Annotated in this window: 18 protein-coding genes; 2 read left to right on the forward strand and 16 right to left on the reverse strand. The window is 63.3% G+C overall.

Going from position 1 to position 15,778, the window contains the following annotated elements:
• Nucleotides 1-37: 37 nt before the first annotated feature.
• Nucleotides 38-553: a hypothetical protein gene (locus tag ASG77_RS11410; protein WP_156380276.1), complete on the reverse strand. Its 516-nt coding sequence runs from the start codon at nucleotides 551-553 to the stop codon at nucleotides 38-40.
• A 141-nt stretch (nucleotides 554-694) separates the two neighbouring features.
• On the opposite strand from ASG77_RS11410, the gene ASG77_RS11415 reads away from it, so the two are divergent.
• Complete coding sequence (locus ASG77_RS11415) at nucleotides 695-1,906, forward strand: acyltransferase family protein (RefSeq protein WP_056345443.1); 1,212 nt, start codon at nucleotides 695-697, stop codon at nucleotides 1,904-1,906.
• Between the two features lie 106 nt (nucleotides 1,907-2,012).
• Nucleotides 2,013-2,162, forward strand: coding sequence for a hypothetical protein (locus tag ASG77_RS21880; RefSeq protein WP_156380277.1), 150 nt, complete (start codon nucleotides 2,013-2,015; stop codon nucleotides 2,160-2,162).
• On the opposite strand, the gene ASG77_RS11420 is transcribed toward ASG77_RS21880, so the two are convergent.
• The 15 genes from ASG77_RS11420 to ASG77_RS11490 form a co-directional block, all read right to left on the reverse strand.
• Nucleotides 2,163-3,317 carry an SGNH/GDSL hydrolase family protein gene (locus tag ASG77_RS11420; RefSeq protein WP_056345447.1) on the reverse strand — a complete coding sequence of 385 codons (1,155 nt, stop codon included), beginning with the start codon at nucleotides 3,315-3,317 and terminating at the stop codon, nucleotides 2,163-2,165.
• The gene (locus ASG77_RS11425) at nucleotides 3,314-4,006 is read right to left on the reverse strand and encodes a hypothetical protein (protein WP_056345450.1); all 693 of its coding nucleotides are present in this window, start codon (nucleotides 4,004-4,006) and stop codon (nucleotides 3,314-3,316) included. Before ASG77_RS11425 ends, ASG77_RS11420 begins: the two co-directional genes overlap by 4 nt.
• Before the next feature lie 3 nt (nucleotides 4,007-4,009).
• Complete coding sequence (locus ASG77_RS11430; protein WP_056345453.1) at nucleotides 4,010-4,309, reverse strand: hypothetical protein; 300 nt, start codon at nucleotides 4,307-4,309, stop codon at nucleotides 4,010-4,012.
• 13 nt (nucleotides 4,310-4,322) lie between these two features.
• Nucleotides 4,323-4,913, reverse strand: coding sequence for a hypothetical protein (locus tag ASG77_RS21885; RefSeq protein ID WP_156380278.1), 591 nt, complete (start codon nucleotides 4,911-4,913; stop codon nucleotides 4,323-4,325).
• Nucleotides 4,910-5,203 carry a hypothetical protein gene (locus ASG77_RS11440; protein ID WP_056345456.1) on the reverse strand — a complete coding sequence of 98 codons (294 nt, stop codon included), beginning with the start codon at nucleotides 5,201-5,203 and terminating at the stop codon, nucleotides 4,910-4,912. The genes ASG77_RS21885 and ASG77_RS11440 overlap by 4 nt, the downstream gene beginning before the upstream one ends.
• 14 nt (nucleotides 5,204-5,217) lie before the next feature.
• Entirely contained in the window at nucleotides 5,218-7,071 is a 1,854-nt protein-coding gene (locus ASG77_RS11445; RefSeq protein WP_056345459.1) for a GH25 family lysozyme, read from the reverse strand.
• Between the two features lie 65 nt (nucleotides 7,072-7,136).
• Nucleotides 7,137-7,988, reverse strand: a complete 852-nt coding sequence (locus tag ASG77_RS11450; RefSeq protein ID WP_056345461.1) for a hypothetical protein — start codon at nucleotides 7,986-7,988, stop codon at nucleotides 7,137-7,139.
• On the reverse strand, nucleotides 7,985-8,293 hold the full coding sequence (locus ASG77_RS11455; RefSeq protein WP_156380279.1) for a hypothetical protein: 309 nt from the start codon (nucleotides 8,291-8,293) through the stop codon (nucleotides 7,985-7,987). Before ASG77_RS11455 ends, ASG77_RS11450 begins: the two co-directional genes overlap by 4 nt.
• A gap of 33 nt (nucleotides 8,294-8,326) precedes the next feature.
• Nucleotides 8,327-9,310 (reverse strand): hypothetical protein, encoded by a 984-nt coding sequence (locus tag ASG77_RS11460; RefSeq protein ID WP_056345468.1) that lies wholly within the window; start codon nucleotides 9,308-9,310, stop codon nucleotides 8,327-8,329.
• Between the two features lie 3 nt (nucleotides 9,311-9,313).
• On the reverse strand, nucleotides 9,314-10,441 hold the full coding sequence (locus ASG77_RS11465) for a Gp37-like protein (protein WP_162254934.1): 1,128 nt from the start codon (nucleotides 10,439-10,441) through the stop codon (nucleotides 9,314-9,316).
• On the reverse strand, nucleotides 10,438-11,403 hold the full coding sequence (locus tag ASG77_RS11470; protein WP_156380280.1) for a hypothetical protein: 966 nt from the start codon (nucleotides 11,401-11,403) through the stop codon (nucleotides 10,438-10,440). Before ASG77_RS11470 ends, ASG77_RS11465 begins: the two co-directional genes overlap by 4 nt.
• A gap of 3 nt (nucleotides 11,404-11,406) precedes the next feature.
• Nucleotides 11,407-13,995 carry a phage tail protein gene (locus ASG77_RS11475; protein WP_056345476.1) on the reverse strand — a complete coding sequence of 863 codons (2,589 nt, stop codon included), beginning with the start codon at nucleotides 13,993-13,995 and terminating at the stop codon, nucleotides 11,407-11,409.
• Nucleotides 13,988-14,299: a hypothetical protein gene (locus ASG77_RS11480; protein WP_156380281.1), complete on the reverse strand. Its 312-nt coding sequence runs from the start codon at nucleotides 14,297-14,299 to the stop codon at nucleotides 13,988-13,990. The genes ASG77_RS11475 and ASG77_RS11480 overlap by 8 nt, the downstream gene beginning before the upstream one ends.
• A gap of 71 nt (nucleotides 14,300-14,370) precedes the next feature.
• Nucleotides 14,371-14,796: a hypothetical protein gene (locus tag ASG77_RS11485; protein ID WP_056345481.1), complete on the reverse strand. Its 426-nt coding sequence runs from the start codon at nucleotides 14,794-14,796 to the stop codon at nucleotides 14,371-14,373.
• A 91-nt stretch (nucleotides 14,797-14,887) separates the two neighbouring features.
• On the reverse strand, nucleotides 14,888-15,721 hold the full coding sequence (locus tag ASG77_RS11490) for a phage tail tube protein (RefSeq protein WP_056345484.1): 834 nt from the start codon (nucleotides 15,719-15,721) through the stop codon (nucleotides 14,888-14,890).
• Nucleotides 15,722-15,778 lie beyond the last annotated feature (57 nt).

The raw sequence follows: 15,778 nt of genomic DNA on the forward strand, positions 1-15,778 counted from the left end.
ATGGCGGGGTTTCTTCGGTTAGTGAACAAAACCGGTCTTATTGGCTCCCAGAAACACCGTCGTCTGGCTGGTCACTCTGGATCTGCTCCACGATCCTGGCCACGTCCTCAGGGTAAATCTCCTTCGCCTGACTCCCGATAATGGTGGTCAGGAGCGTCAACAGAATTGCGATCCACGCAGCCAACGTTGCACTCTTCGTGCCCAGAGCGGAATCGACCATAGAAGCAAGCCCCGGGGCCTCCCGCTCTACGGTCTTTCGAATCTTGCGCTCAACGGCTGCCGGGTCGGCCTCATTCTCGTTCAACGCTCGCTGAGCCCAAGCCAGCGCTGTGTGCAGCCGGATGAGTTGCGCGGGGGTCGGTGATAGTGAGACAGCCGCGGTACCGTCGAGTTTGGTCTGGTAGTTCCCGTTGATGATCGCGCCGGCAGACCCACACAAAGGGCATGGTGTGAGCGTGCCACTGATGGTTACATCGGCCCCTGGGCCTACTTCCACGAGGCTGCTCGTCATTACGGTCCCATGTGTCGGGCAATCCACAAATAGCTGAGTCATGCGAGAAGTCTATGGTCGCCGCGTTAGACCGAATGGAAAAGGGCACTCACCGGGTCTCGTGGGCCGCATATGATGGGCTGACCCCGGCCTTAGTCGTCGGTCTCTTGAGCAAATGCAATCTTCTTTGAACATGGGGGAACCGTGGTTGAAACCGCAACCGTATCGAAGGCTGAGCAAGCCGGTCTCGACGGCGTGAACGTGCCGCTTGACGTGCTGAGGGCCGTTGCGGCCCTGGCTGTGGTCTTACAGCACGTCCGAACTCTCGTGATGGTGGACTTCGACGACGTCGCTCACAACCCATTGCAGACGGTGCTTTACGGAGTATCAGCCCTCGGCCACCAGGCCGTCGTCATCTTCTTCGTTCTCAGCGGTTTTTGGGTGGGTGGCAGCTTGATCCGCAGTGTGAAGCGCGACTCTTTTCACTGGAGCGGGTACTTGACGAACAGAGTCACTCGACTGGGCATCGTGCTCGTGCCGGCATTGGTCCTGACCATGGCCTTCGACCTCGTTGGGCGGCATTACTTCGGCGATATGAGCACGTACCGGGGAGATCTGAGGTACGGGGGAGTTGCCTTGGATCAGCGGCCCATCGATGCTGGCACGTTCTTGGGTAACGCTGTGTTCTTGATGGCGATCAAGGTGCCTACCTATGGGACGAACACGGCGTTGTGGTCGTTGTCGTTCGAATTCTGGATGTATGTGCTGGCCCCTTTGGTTCTCTTCGGGGTGTATTTCTGGACGCGATCCAAGTACGCCTTGATTTACGCGACCGGCGCTGTTGCCGTGGCTGTGCTGATCGGCCCTCGGGCCCTGTCGTATGTGCCCCTGTGGGCGCTCGGGGCTGTCGTGGCGGCCTTCGCTCCGCGCCTGATCAAGGTCCTGAATTCGTGGTCAGTCCGGAAAGTTGCTGCGGCTCGAGTGCTCACGGGTGGCCTCACCCTCATGATGTGCATGGTCGTCCGCGGGCTGAATTCCCTCCCAGAAGTAGTCGGCGACCTTATTGTTGCGGTCGCTGCAGCGGCATTCATCGCAACCTTGCTCACTGGGCTTCTCGGCTCGGGCGGCTTCTCGCGGGTGCTGACGCGATTATCTTCCCTCGCTCATAGCTCCTACTCGCTTTACGCAATCCACCTTCCTATTGCCTTTCTTGTAGTGTCCGCACTCGGGGTACAGGTGGACAGCCGATGGCCTTCTGATGCGGTTCATTGGATCTACATGCTTGCAATTATCGGGGGCATCGTTGCTGCAGCTTGGCTGTTTGCCCAGGTGACTGAACGTCACACGGCCACCGTCCGCCGTTACGTGGTCCGTCAGACTCAAGCGGTGCAGTCCCGGCTGCCGTCTTCTTCCTAGCGGTCGCGGTGTTCTGGCCACGCCCGACACACGCCCCATGAGGCAGGGAACGGGGCGTTTCCGTTTGGGAACTGAACCGGTCTTGTGTAGCGGTTAGACTCTGGGCATGGAAACCATTGCCCTACCGATCTGCGCCCTTGTTATTGGGGCTGTCATTGCCTTTAGCGCGTACGCCACGCGGGCGAATCGGAAGCCCTCCGGGCTGAGCCCGGAGGAATCCCGAAAAGAGCGCGAATGGCAGAACGCCATCAAGTAGTTAAACGCTTGCCGGGTTGTCTACCACCGCGAGGACGGCTTTAGCGATCCCGGCACCGTCCAGCGCGTAGCCCGCATCATTTGGGTGCAGCGTGTCATACATCAGCCCCGCCGCTGTTGCGGCAGCGTAGGTCCCGCCGTACATGCTGGTGATGTCGATGAGGCCCAGATCGTTGGTGTCCGCCAGTTCGTAGAGCGTTTTCGTATACATAGACATCGGCCCGCCGCCCGCGCTGAACGGGTTCGAGGTGCAGAGGATAACGTCACCTACAGCCTTCAGAGTTGTGATCACAGCCTCAATCTGCGTCCTGTATGACGACATAACCGTGGCTTGGGCGCTGTCGTTGATTTCCAGGCAAAGGATCGAGACGTGGGGGTTCCATGCTGCGATTACCGACTTCGGGGCGTAGAAAGGCCCGTCATCCCAGTCGGCTCCTTTGGAGCTGGTGATCCCGAAGTTCGCCACGACTATCCCACCATTGGCTTGCCTGACGCCTGCATATTGAAGATATACAGTCGCCGTGGTGACGGTGATCGTAATGGTATGCGTGGTGTTCGCCAGACCAGTTACCCGATATGTTGCCAGGGCACTTGCGCCAGTGCTGGTGACTTGCACTGCTGTGCCACCATCAATGGAGACAGTAAACGCTCCGAAGTTGTCGCCGTAGACGACTTCCGCAACGGTTCCGGCAACATTTGAAGTAAACACTGCTTGCCCGCCGATAGAGCCGGAGGATCGGAGCAGGGACAGCGGGTTGAACTGCGACCATGTCCCCGAAGGATAAGTCCAGCGCGAGTCCGAGCTTTCATTGAGCGGCTGAAGCACGCCGCCCACACTGTATCCCGCCGCCACGAGCGCATTACTGAACTGCACCGGCCTGGTTTTTGCGGGGCGGGCCGTGGCAGTGTAGCCCGCCGTCGTGGAATCGCCGCACATGGCAATCCTTGTTTGATCCGTGCCGAGGATGCCAGCCGCCAGCCCGGCCCTGAGCTTCCTGGTGTTCGACGCCTTCAGGTTGTAGGCGAACAGGGACGGGTTGTAGGACTTGGTTGCCCCGGCGATAGTTGGGGCGGCGGCGCGGGCCGGGCCTGCGAGAAACGCGTTAGTTTCCGGCGCTACATTCAGTGTGCCTGACTGCTTCAGTGACCGGCTCATGCGTGCACCGTTCCTGTCACTACGATGTCCACGGCCGTTGCGGTGCCGGAGTATCCGGCGATCCTGTCGCCGGGTCCGAGCATCGCGCCGCCGATGAGGTCTTTCAGTGGCAGCGTGTCATTCGCGGCTAGGGTGTAGGCGTGGATGACGCGGTGGGTGCCGTCCACAGCCCCCCCTGTCTGCACGATGGACAGGTACACGGTGACGGGCGTGGCGTAGGTGCTGACCGTTGGCACGGTGAGCGCTGTTCCTGCCGCGCCAACGTCTGTGAAGCTGGTTGTCGTCACGTTGGTTACGAGCGCGTTTTGTCCACCCGCCGTAGTGCCGCGGTAGACGTTGTAGGACGCGGCGCCGGGGGTTGCCGTCCAAGATAGCGGCTGGCTGGAAGATGAGCCCGTGGTCGTGGCGGTCACTTCGTTGGAGCCGAGAGTTTCACCGCTCGCGGACTTCGCGGTTACCTTCCAGTACCACGATCCTGCCACGAGTGAGCCACCCGTCGTGGAGGTCGCCCCAAGTGTAAGGACGGGCGGCAGGATCAGACCACTGACGTTGCAGATGGAACCCTGTGCGACCTTCACGGACGTTGATGCCGGAACCGTGTAAATGGCGGCGTCGGCAGTTCCGAGCTGCTGCGAGACAAGCACCTGCGGGGAAATGGACAATGCGACGATGACGTTCTGACCAGCCATGATTTAGCCTCCGAAGACGATGGAAAGAGCAGCGGAGAGCCCGGCTGCTTGGGTGGGTGTGGTGTAGGTGGTGGAGAGGTCCCAGTTGGCTGAGCTGTAGCTCGCCCCCGACGTGAAGTCCACCTTCGCGGACACGACATCCCCGGTCGGGTTGAGAACTTTGTCGCCCGCGAGGTACGCCGTGGTGGCTTTCCACTTGGGTAGGTAAGCGGCAGACTGTGCCGCTTGGGTGAGGTAGGCGGGGACGTGCTTTTCGAACATGCGGCCGGAGCCGTCGAGCGTGGGTACATCGCGAGTTGCCATGCTGGGCTGCTCCTTAGGTAGTGATGGTCAGGACGTCGGAATCCGTGGGCTTCACAGCCACGGTGCCGTCCAGCTTGGTACTGATGATGAGGATGTCCGGGTCTGTTGGATGGATGGCCATTCCGCCGCCGGCAGCAGTTGCGGCAGCTGCGGCCGCGCTGACCTGGGCGGCCGCGGCTGATGCTTGTGCTGCAGCGGCGTCGACGGCGGACTCCGCTGCATCAGCGACTGCTCCGGCGAGCGCGGCCGCGACAGCAGCCGCAGCGTCTGCCCCGGCCGCCGTGGCAGCAGCCTGGGCGATCTCCGCAGCGGCCCGGGCAGCGACAGCTTCGTTTCGTAGGCCGTCGAAGGACTCGAAGGACCCCGTCCAGGGCCCGGACTTCCACTTCACCTGGGGGATGGTCGCCACGAACGGGCTGAGGGCTCCAACGGCGTTGGACGTCAGCGGGTTCGTCATCGGCAACCCGGACAGATCCTTCAGCACGATCGGGGAAACCCCCGCCTCGTCCGAGGGATCGTAAAGGAACACGGCGCCGTTCTGGACTACGTTCATGGGGTTGTCCGGGTCCACGACGATCTCTACTTTGAATGGGTAGTCAGTCATGCGGGCTGCCCCTCTTTCTGAATGTTCTTCGGTGTGACTTTGAGCCGCAGCAGGTAGGAGCCGAGTGCGGTCAGGAACGACTTAGTGACCAGGATCAGCAGTGCGATCCAAAACGCCTCGGTGGTTACCTCGTGAGCGCTCAGCAGGTTGGAGATCCCGCCGCCGATCAGTACAAGGGCGTCGAGGATGAATCCGGTGTACAGGGTGCGCCATGCGCGGGTGAGCGCGTCGACGTGCAGCGCCCACCACGGATTCCTGGCGGTTTCGGGCTGGGCTTCATGGTCCCCCACGGTGATGGTCCCCTCTAGTTGTTTTCGCGGTTGAGGAACTCGGCGATCCACTTCTTGCCGAGGAACTCTGTGAAGCGGCCCAGGAGGTCCGCCTCGTCGTCCGTGGCCGGCGGCGGCGGAGTGACTACTGGCGGGTTCGGGGCCGGCTCGTGCAGCGGGGCTTTCGCGCCGCCGTCGAGCCAGTCCTGGGCGGTGCCGTACCAGACGTTCAGATCAAGATCGCCGTCGTAGCCGTTCAGGCGGCCCTTGGCCGTGTACTGCCACATGATGACGCCGGCAGCCCATCCAACCTGGGTGAGTTCGACGGCGAGCGGAGTGAATCCTGTCTGCTCGTCGTAGTGCTTGCCGCCGGCGTACCAGAGCGGGTACTTGGCTTCCACGCTTGACCAGTCGTGCGGGTTATCCCTGGGGCCGTTGATGGCAGCGGCGTTGAGGTAGATGGCCGGCGTGGACTTCGTCGCTTCCGCCACGATGTCCAGCCATTCCAGCGCCCAGTCCGTGCGGTGCTGGTTCTCGGCCTCCCAGTCCAGGAACACCCGGTCTCCGGCCACCAGGTGCGGCTTGACCGCAGCGAGAAAGGACTCAGCCTCAGCCCGCGCCGTGTTGCCGGTGTCGGCCAGCGGCCGAGCGTAGTGGTAGAAGCCCACAGGCCGGCCCGTCAGTCGCGCCTCGGCCAGGTTGGACGCGAGGGCCTTGTCTGCCCAGCCGCCACCGCCCTCGGTGGCCTTGATGATGTAGAAATCAACGGCCAGCGTGTTGAGGGCCGCGGCTTCCTGGTAGGAGGCGACGTCGATGCCGTTCAGGAACGCGAACGCTGGAACCACGGGGGACTCCACCGGTGGGGCGGGCATTGGCGGCACGATGGTCAGATCCGCGAGACCGACGACGCTTTGGGACTCGAATCCGCCAGACCAGGCGAAACCCTTATCCAGGACGAACCACACATCGTTGGCCACGCCGTCGGTGCCGGTGACAGGCTCGCCATGGACGTATGCCAGGACAACCTGCGCCAGGCCACCTCCCACGGCATCCACAATGTCCGCGGCGGCGGCTGCTTCCCGGCGGATGTTGGCGCCGAGTGGGCCAGCAAGCCGGGCGTTCGTAGGCAGCTCCACGCGTGGGGTCAGATCCGTCAGCCCATCAGTGGACCGGACCAGGAAGTTACCGAACCAGGAGTAGCCGATGTCATCGACGTACCAGCGGTTGTCGGTGATCCCGGCTTGGGTGATCTCCTGGCCTTCGGTCCAGCCGGTGAACACCTCAAGGTTGTTCGGCGGGATCTCCCGCACGATCGTCTCAGGGCCGCCGAGCTCAGGCCGCGAGCGCTGGAAGCTGACCTGCGGGCCGTTCTTGCGGTGATTGGGCTTGGTGGGTTCGAGCTGGGTGGCGTCGGGGGTGGCGCTGAAGTGGCCCTTGACGTAGCGGTAGGGGTCGACACGGCCGTAGGTGCCGTTGTTGATGTTCCAGCGCGGGGGCATGCATTCCCAGTGGAGGTGCGGGGCGAACTTGGCCCCGGACTGGGACCGCGTGTCACCGGAGTAGGCGATGATCTCGCCGCGCTTGACCCACTGCCCCTGGTTCACCACGGTGCGGACGAGATGCCCCTTGATGAACGTTGGCTCTTCCTCGCCGCAGTTCACGACGCAGACGACGCCCGCCATGTCCGGGACCAGCAGCCATGGGTTGCCGGGCTTAGCCCAGCCCTCAAACTCGATCCACCCGTCACCAGGTGCGCGGACGGGAGTGCCCACCCCAACGCCGTCGTCCTCTCCTGTGTGGCCGCCGGCCGGGTTGAAGCCTCCCGGGAACGTCGCAAAGAACTGGGTGATGGTGAAGCCGGGGTCAAGCGGATGGGTGTAGGTGGCCATGCTGCGCTCCTGTTTCTGGGCATAAAAATGGCCCCGGGGTGCGGGGCCTTGATGGGTTGGGCTCGCTAGAGGTTCAGGCTTGGAATGGGCGACGGCGTGACGAGGCCCGCGTCGGATCGGCAGCGGCCGCCGTCGTCGTCTACCTGACCGTCGGTGTACGTGATCCGCCAGAGGCCGTTGTCCTGGCAGAACGTATCGGCAATGCCGCGCCCCGGTTCGCCCTTGGGCCCGCCGGGACCTTCCGGCCCTGCAGGACCACGGCACGCATCGTTGGCACAGGCGGTCTGGACTGCGGCGAGGACCATCTCAGAGCTGGGCCCGGGACCGGTGGCGCCTATGCAGGCGCCCGCGGAGCAGTAGTCCGTGACAGCGGCCAGTACCATCTCGTACTGGGGTGCGAGAGGTTTGCCGTCCTCCCCGGCCGGCCCGGTGCATCGGCCATCCGAGCAGAACCGGACGAATGCCGCGGCAATGTCATCGGCGGTGGGGTCCGCGCCGTCGGCGCCCCGGCAGTTGTCGCCTTCTGCGCAGTAGACCCGGAAGGCCTGCACGAGATCGGCGCGCGACGGGCCGAGCACGACCGGTGGTTCTGCCGGCTGCTGTACTGGCTCCTGGGCTGCGGTGGCCAGTTTCTCGCAGAGATCCTTGTCGAATATCTCAGTGTCCTTGGTCCCGCACAACGCCTGCTGCGCTTCTTTCGCCAGGTCCTTCTTTTCGGCCTGCTCGGTGACCACCTGGGCGCCGGACACATCCACTTGATGCAGTGCGATGTTCAGCAGCGGCACAATGATGGCCACCGAGATAGCCAACAGCATGGCCAGCCCGAATAACCACCACTTCTGCCGCTGGTCCCGGATCCTGGCCTCATTCACCTTTTGCTCAAGGTCTGCTGTTTCTTTCTCCAGCTCCTCGCTCATGCGTCCTCCAACTTAGGGATGGCCGTCCACTTATCCGGCTCCGGTTCGATGTCATGGCGGAGCAGCTGCTCCCGCCACGCGTTGCCGTCAGCCGTCTTGATCTCCAGCGCCAGATTCAGCCACCGGTTCTTCTGCTCGGCCTTACGCAGCTGCTCCTTGAAGTGCTCCGCCATCATGGCTTCACCCGTCTCGCGCTTCTTGTCTGCCCTCCGAATGAGGAACGCCATGCCCCCACCGAGTGCACCCAGAAGCGCCACGACCGCCCCAACAAATCCTGTTGAGGCGGTGATAACTCCAGCATCCACACGTCTAGTCCTCCCTCATGGCGTCACTGGTGGTCACCACCCGATAGCGACGAAGTTGACCCTGTGCAAGGTGTTGCCGATCTTGCCCCAAACGTTCTGACTGTTGATGCCCTCCAGGACGTAGACGACTTCCGTCTTGTCACCGATACCAGCGGGCCCCCAGAAGTTCTCGCGGCCGGCGACGCTCATGAACACGATGCGACCGGGAGCCCAATCGTCACCGTTTGTGAGGGTTACGGAAAGCAGCCCATTCGGGAACGGCTTAGGCCAGGAGAATCTGGCATAACCGGAGTTGTCCGTCACGGAGACAACCGAGCCTGCCTGTATGAGGAAGTCGCCACCGTTGGGCGGCACCCCACCGTTCAGTTTGCCCCCGGCGCCGAAGAGCGGGATCTTGCCAAGCTCACCTGTCTTGATCCAACTCAAGGTGTCGAGCGGCCCGATCACCAGCCGCCACAACACAGCGTTGATATTGATCTCGGAACCGATCCGCGTCAGGTAGGTGAGGACCAGCTCATCTTTTGCGTACATGCCACCGTTACCAGCCCAGCAGCGCAGGTCCACGAGCTCCTGCGGCTGGGTCTGCCCGCCCACCCACTTGGCCAGGTAGAGCGGCTGGTCATCCAACGTTCCGGGAGTGTTCTCGCGCGCCGCCGGGAGCGCCTTCTCCACGCCGCCGGCAACCTTCGTGACCGACGTCGGGCCGCCCGCCAGGGGAGTCCAGTCGCGGCGGACGGTGATCAGGTCCCACCTGGTCACCCCGGCAGCGGGAGCGTCGCACACGACCGTTACAACGTCGTCGGACTCGTCCAACACGCCGTGCCCCCACGCCTTGCCGGCGGCGACGTTCACCGCGTAAGGCGTGGACGGGTGCGCGGTGACCTTGAAATCGCCCGGGCCGTCGACGCCGTACTCGGATGAACCAATATGCGGGTGGGCCTTCGCCCACTTGACCTCCGTGACCAGGGACGCAGGCGTGCCCGCACTGGAGTCGTAGAACGTGCTGAGAATAGCCACTGGTTACTTCCTTCTGAGATCTCGGACGGCCGACCCGAGGGTGGCAATCGCGTTGGCTAGTTCATGGTCTGTGTTGTCGCTGATCTGGCCGATAGCAGGGTCCACCTTGAGGCCGTTAGCCCGAGTCCACGAGATCGCCACCGAACGCAGCGTGTCCGTGATGGTGATGCCTGCCCCAACTTCAAAGGTGACCAGATCACCCACCCGCACACCGCCCGTGCCGCCATACCGGAACACGGACGTCTCGGCGAGCTTCACCGACAGGCCCGACTTCTGAGCCGTCTCCGCGAACGTCTCGGCCGCGCGCTCTCCGTAGACGTCGCCGACGCCGGAATCCCTAGCGTCGCGGAACACCTCGATCCGCTCACCCAAGGCCGCGGCGAGCGCCGGGTCTGTGTAGCCGACGAAGGTTCGGAGAGTGCCTTCGCCATGGCCGCCGATTATGACGTCGGTAGCTTCTGCTTCGGCCTGGTCCCATTCCCATTCGGTGACGACGCCGCCTGCTTCTGTGAGGGTGCGTGGGTGCGGTTGAGGTTCGTAGCAGTCCACGACGAGGCCGGCGCCGACTTGGCGGACGGTGACTCCGATGCCAGCGGCATCGACGGCGGGGAAGAGCCTGTCGGCGAGGGGGTGGAAGCGGAAGGCTGCGGTGATGTTGGCGCCTCGGCCGAGGTCCGGGCCGACGGTGACGGGTTCGCCCAGGCGGTTGATGGCGTTGGCGGTGACGGCTGCCTTGACTACTGTCTCGGCCGGGCCGCTGATGGTGTGATATTCGCTGGTCTGGGCGGTGAGCGCAGCTGTTGGAACTGGCCAGCCGCTGATGCGGTGGAACAGACGCCAATCGTCCACCACCGTGAATGTCATGGACCCGTTCAGCGAAGGACCTGATCCCTTCTTCATCCGGACCTTGCCGCCGATCAGGTACTCGCCCTGGTACTCGACGGTGACGCGGGCGCCGCGCTCCATGAGCAGCGGCAGCTTCGCGTTGCCTGACCCCACTGTGATGGTGACGTCGCCGATGCCGTTATGCACCGGGACGGCCACCACCTCTTCGGGGTCCCCGAGCCAGCCCTGCCGGACAAAACCCTTGTTGTAGAGGGTGATGACGAACGGTGATTCTTCGTCAGTCACCATGCCCTCCAATACAGGGGAGTGAGCTCGACCATCATTGCCCCGCCTCCCGTGATGCTGATGTTGACTGGGGACGTCTGGCCCGCCGGGATCCGCGCCCAGTCCACGGCGCCCGTCAGATCCGCTGTCCGGTCAACAGGGTTCGTGAACAGCGCCGGGGTGTTGCCCGTCGCCGGCGTGTAATCGCACTCCAGCGCGGTCCGCACCCTGGGATCCGTGTCGATCACGACCGCTTTGCCAGTCGCCACCACGAACGGGACTTCGACGACGTCGGCACCCACGCCAGCGTGCGCTGCGGTGGAAGGACCAATGACTGTCCACACCGGCCATGCGTCCTCGTCGCCGTCGTTCGTCACCTCAGCGTCCGCCATGGTGTGCCCGGTCATGATGTTCACCAGCTGCGGGCCCACCGTCTCGTAGAACTCCTGCGACGCCCCGGTGCCCCATGCGGCCCGGACCGTAGTCCCAGTCCAAAACGGCTGGTCAGCGACCATGAGCGCCACGTACGCGGCCCAGCGGCGCATCGCCGGGTCCGTGTCGTACGCGTGGTCCTCCGGGACGAACCGGAGCTTTATGGACCGCTTGGCACCCGTCCCGCCCGGGCTGACCGTGAGCGTCCCGTGCCGGCGCGGATGCATCGACTTCCAGAACCTCCGGTCATGCTCAATCCACGCCTTCGAACTGGCGTCCTCGAACACAGCCAGTGGCAGAACAACGTTCCGTTCCTCCGCGACAGCACCCGTGAAAACCTGCCCAGGGACAGCCGGGCTCTTCCGGACCCACTGCGTGAACTTCGGGAAATGCAAACCCTCGACCCCGTCGCGCAGCAGGCAGACGCCCCCGTTCGGGTCCGTGAGGTCCCAAGCGGAGCCGTCATGCCCCGTCCACGTCATCCCCGTCTTGACCCACAAAGCGGCCGGGACCGGCGCGGATGGTGCTGGTACTGCATAACCAATGGCCACGGCCTACCCTCCCGCTGTAATCAATTTGAGATTGCTGCGGGTAGAGGCCCGCCGCTTCTTCGCATCCATCGCGTCAACAATGTGATCCGGGTTGCCGTACACCGGGCCGTTGAAGTTCACGATCGAGCCAGCTGCAGCCGCGGCCGCCCCGGCATCCCTGCCGGCCGTGGCCGCATTCGACCCTTGACCGCCATTGACGCTGAGCGACGCACTGGACATCAGCCGTTGCGCTGCTGCTGCCACCGCGCGCTGCTCAGAATCGATACCGCCAGCGAAGTCCTTAGCCAAGGCCTGCCCCGAGAACGACGTATAGCCCTTGCCACTGAACGGTCCCCGCTTAGCCGGCGAGTGCGGGAAGAACGACTTCGCGAAGTCCAGCACTCCACCCACCGCGTCACCTATCGCCCCGACCATGCCGGAAATACCGTCAATGAAGCCTTGGATCAGGGCCTGTCCCGCATTCAGCAGGAATGAGCCCAGATTGCCAAGGGCCGACATGATATTTCCGGGTAAATCGACGAAGAACCGGACGATATTTCCGATAAATCCGCCGACTCCGCTGACCACGTTTGACCAGGTGTCGGAAAAGAAGCTTCCGACCCGGCCAAGCCCGTCCTGGACGCTGGACCAGACGCGCTGGAAGGTTGGAACCAAGGTTCCGGTAAACCAGCGGATCACGTTGTTCACGGTGTCCTGGATGAACGAGAACACCGACTGGAAGATCTGGCGCCCGAGCTCCGTCTGAGTGAAGAACCAGACCAGTCCCGCGACCAGGGCAACAATCGCCAGGATCACAATCCCGATGGGGTTGGCGCTCATCGCCGCGTTCCAGGCCCACTGTGCCGCTGTAGCAATACCCGTGGCGGCCGCCCCTGCGAGCTGGGCGGCTTTAGCGGCCACCATGGCGGCGCCGGTAGCCACCATGGATCCGATGGCTGCGAGACGCGAGCCTGTGCCCGCCGTGGTGGCAACCGTGTCCGTGACCGTCGCTGCGGTCTGTCCACGGATTGCTGCTGCCAGGGCGAAGTTCGACGCGGCCTGAGCTGCAGCCACTGGCACGGACGCCAGAGCCGCGATGTTCCCTGCGATCTGGGCGAGCCGCCAGATCACCATTCCCGCCGCGAGCGCGATTATCGCTGCGGTCAGGATTCCGGTGTTGTCAGCGAGAAACTGCATAGTGCCAGCAGCACCCTCGAGGAGCGGCTTCAGGAGCGGGAGTGCCCCGGCGATCAGCTTGCCGATTTCGGTGGACATGTCGCCGACGGCCTTGCCGACCTCGACGAGGATAGGCCCGGCAGGACGGGCCACGGCCAGGAAGGCCTCCCACACTGAGCCCATCTGTGAGAAATCGCCGGTACTGATGGCCTGTTTGATGGCATCATAGGCGAGCCGGACACGGTATCCGACTTCCTCCATGAAGCCAGGGAACCCGGAGGACGTGATGTCGCCGTCGGCCGCTACGAAGGCGGCTTTGAAGGCTAGGAAGCCTCCTCGGGCTTCATCCAGCGCAACGCGCGTGCCGTATCCGAAGCGCTCCATGAAGCCAGCGAACCCGGACGAGGTGATATCGCCGTCGGCCGCCGAGAAGGCTGCTTGGAAGGCGCGGATGCCGCCGATGGCTTCGCCGAGTAGCTTTCCGATGCCGTTGGATGGGTCGAGCCCGAGCGCTTTGACGAGATCCGGAGTCAGGGCTCCGGACGCTATTCCGGCCTGGAATGCGGAGAGCCGTGCGAGGAAGGTCGTCAGGGTGATGGCGAATACTTTGGCTCGTTCCTCCGACTTAGCGAAGGCGGCTGGCAGCCGGTCGTTCATGAAGCCATACAGCGAGGAAAGTGCTGGGAGGAAGGCTCCAGCTACTGCCGCTTTGCCTTCCTTGACGATGGCGTTGAAGGTGGCTTGACGGGAGTTGAAGCTGGTCGTTTCGCGTGCAGCTGCGCCCTGGGCGTCGGCGGTCTGCTTCATGATCAGCGAGAGAGTTGCGGCCTGCTGCGCCTGGGTGTCGAAGCTTCCGCCGACCTTGGAAAAGCCCAGCGCAGCCGCTTCAGCATCGATCTTCGCCTGGTTCAGACTGACGCCGTACTTCTCGATGGGATCTCGTTCGCCCTTGAGGGCGCTTGATAGGGAATCGACGGCATCCTTTGTGGAGCCGCCGAACTGGGCGGAAAGATCTCCACCCAGGGTGATCAGCTCGTTCGTTTTGGGTGCCAGCTGGTCCATGGCGATGCCGCCGTTTTTCAGCTGGGAGCCGATTACGGTGCCGAGTTCCTGGTACTCGTTTTTCGTCAGGCCGAGAGCCGTTTTTGCGTTCGCTGCGTAGCCGAACACCGTGGCTGAGGCGTCCTTGAATACGGCTTGGACGCCGCCGATGGACTGCTCAAGATTTCCTGCCCCTTGGACGCCCTCCAGGAAGCTGTCCTTGAGCTTATCGAGTCCGATCAGGGTGCCGAGGCCTACGAGGGCGCCCCGGAACGCCTGGCCAAACGTCCGGCCGCCTTCACGGCCGGACGTCTCAACCTCGTTGGAGACCTTGCTGCGGAAGCCTGTGAATACTGGCTCGATCGCTACCTGGCCGGAACCGACTTCATCAGCCATCGGGCGTCTCCGTTCGTAGTTGCCCGAAGGCGCTCATTGCCCTCAGCTGCTTGGCCAGAGTTTCTCGCTCTTCAGGCGTGACGTCCGCGGCCTTGGGCGCGGTGTCCCACGGCAGATCAATCTGAATCGGCTTGTCACCCTTGCCGCGGGTCGCGTTCACCACGCGGGCAAACGTGCCGGCCGCATAAATTTCCTGCCTGCTCGCCGCGTACTTCCAGCCAAGGATTGACGCCGTGAGGTGCGAATCAAGTTCCTGGGTCAGACCCTCAATTAGGTCCGCCGCTTCCTCGTAGCTGTAGCTCAAGCCCATTTCGTCGGCGCTGAGCTGGAACCTCTTCCGGAAGTCGTAGCGGACTGCCGGCCAGTGGTCCTCTACTAGCTCGAGGAAGGACCGGATTTTCCCACGGAGGCGCCCAGCTTCTCGCCGACGGCCTGCATCCACTCCATAGCGAAGAGGAGAGTGTCTGCCCCGTCCTGGAGGCCGGTGAGCGTCTCGGCATCCTCCGGAGTCATGATCTGCTCCAGGATGTAATCCACGATCTCTTCTTCAGGAATGCCGGCGTCCTCAACTTTGAGGAGGACCTTCATCTTGCTGTATGGGACCAGTAGGCTCAGCGAGATTTCGCCGTCGACGTTCGTCTGGCACTTCAGCGTGTTCTCCACGATGAGGCTGCGGGGCTTCGGTCCGGGCTCAGGCGCCGACTTCGGCGCTGCGCTCTTGGCTGCAACTGGCTTGCGCGCGCGAGGGGCGGCCGGCTTTTTCGTGCTGGGTTCGGCTGCTTCAGGAGCTTCCGTGGTCATGGCTTGTCTCTCTTCTGACGGGTGGTGATGGGTGGAGCTGCTGCCCCGCGCTCACCCATCAAGAGGCGCGGGGCAGCAGGTGTTAGGGCGACTAGACGTCGCGCGTGTAGGAGAACGGTGCGGACGGGCCCACAGGGTTGGTGACGACGACGCTTGCGACGCCGGCCGCACCCGCAGGCAGGACCGCGTCGATCTGCGTGGCAGAAACGATGTCGAAGTCAGTAGCTGCGGTTCCGCCGAACGTGACCGCTGTTGCGGTAGCGAACGCTGTACCAGTGATGGACACTAGTTCGCCGGCGCCAGCCGGATCCGGGGAACCTTCAACGGCGGTGATCGTCGGGATGGTCGTCACCGTCGTCTCCGCCGGGATCAGCCATTCACCGATGTGGTTGTTCTCCAGTCCGGGGGAGCGGTCGATCTTGAAGGTGACCTCGTAGCCCAGGACGTTGCCGCGCTCGGACTTGTCCTCAGCGACCGATGCGACCGTGGCGTTCGCTGCTACGCGGCGCCGGATCATCCCGTTCTTGAAGATTTCTTCCGTGAAGATGACGTACTTGGCGCTGGTGCCGCCGCCGTCGATCGTGATGTATCCGTTCACGTCGGCGGTCTTGCCGCGGATGATGGAGCGCACAATCTCATCGGTCTGCGCGAACTTGACCTTCAGCTCCACGTTGGCCAGGCCCGACGGGAGAGAGAAGCCTTCCTGCCAGAACTCGATCGGATCGCCGTCCGCCTCCATGGACCACTCAAAGCCGCCGTCCTCCGTCAGGAGACCGGGAAGCTTATAGGTCACCGCGAGTGCCAGGGACCGCGAGGCGCCGGCCACCGGCGTCGGAATCGCCGTGCCGAACGGTGCGATGCCAATGTGTCCGGTGACCGGTACACCTACGGCGGTTACATCATTTCCTAAGCTGTCTGCAGCCATTACTTGCCTCCAAATAGAAAAGACCACCCACAGACGTGAATGGCTGGATGGTTGGGT

Source organism: Arthrobacter sp. Soil762, from assembly GCF_001428335.1.
Lineage (GTDB): Bacteria > Actinomycetota > Actinomycetes > Actinomycetales > Micrococcaceae > Arthrobacter.

What these genes read in the sequence shown, in the direction of transcription:
- ASG77_RS21880 (WP_156380277.1), top strand. Translation starts at nt 2,013, where the DNA reads ATGGAAACCATTGCCCTACCGATCTGCGCCCTTGTTATTGGGGCTGTC.
- ASG77_RS11420 (WP_056345447.1), bottom strand. Translation starts at nt 3,317, where the DNA reads ATGAGCCGGTCACTGAAGCAGTCAGGCACACTGAATGTAGCGCCGGAA.
- ASG77_RS11475 (WP_056345476.1), bottom strand. Translation starts at nt 13,995, where the DNA reads ATGGCTGATGAAGTCGGTTCCGGCCAGGTAGCGATCGAGCCAGTATTC.
- ASG77_RS11445 (WP_056345459.1), bottom strand. Translation starts at nt 7,071, where the DNA reads ATGGCCACCTACACCCATCCGCTTGACCCCGGCTTCACCATCACCCAG.
- ASG77_RS11450 (WP_056345461.1), bottom strand. Translation starts at nt 7,988, where the DNA reads ATGAGCGAGGAGCTGGAGAAAGAAACAGCAGACCTTGAGCAAAAGGTG.
- ASG77_RS11425 (WP_056345450.1), bottom strand. Translation starts at nt 4,006, where the DNA reads ATGGCTGGTCAGAACGTCATCGTCGCATTGTCCATTTCCCCGCAGGTG.
- ASG77_RS21885 (WP_156380278.1), bottom strand. Translation starts at nt 4,913, where the DNA reads ATGACTGACTACCCATTCAAAGTAGAGATCGTCGTGGACCCGGACAAC.
- ASG77_RS11430 (WP_056345453.1), bottom strand. Translation starts at nt 4,309, where the DNA reads ATGGCAACTCGCGATGTACCCACGCTCGACGGCTCCGGCCGCATGTTC.
- ASG77_RS11410 (WP_156380276.1), bottom strand. Translation starts at nt 553, where the DNA reads ATGACTCAGCTATTTGTGGATTGCCCGACACATGGGACCGTAATGACG.
- ASG77_RS11485 (WP_056345481.1), bottom strand. Translation starts at nt 14,796, where the DNA reads ATGACCACGGAAGCTCCTGAAGCAGCCGAACCCAGCACGAAAAAGCCG.
- ASG77_RS11490 (WP_056345484.1), bottom strand. Translation starts at nt 15,721, where the DNA reads ATGGCTGCAGACAGCTTAGGAAATGATGTAACCGCCGTAGGTGTACCG.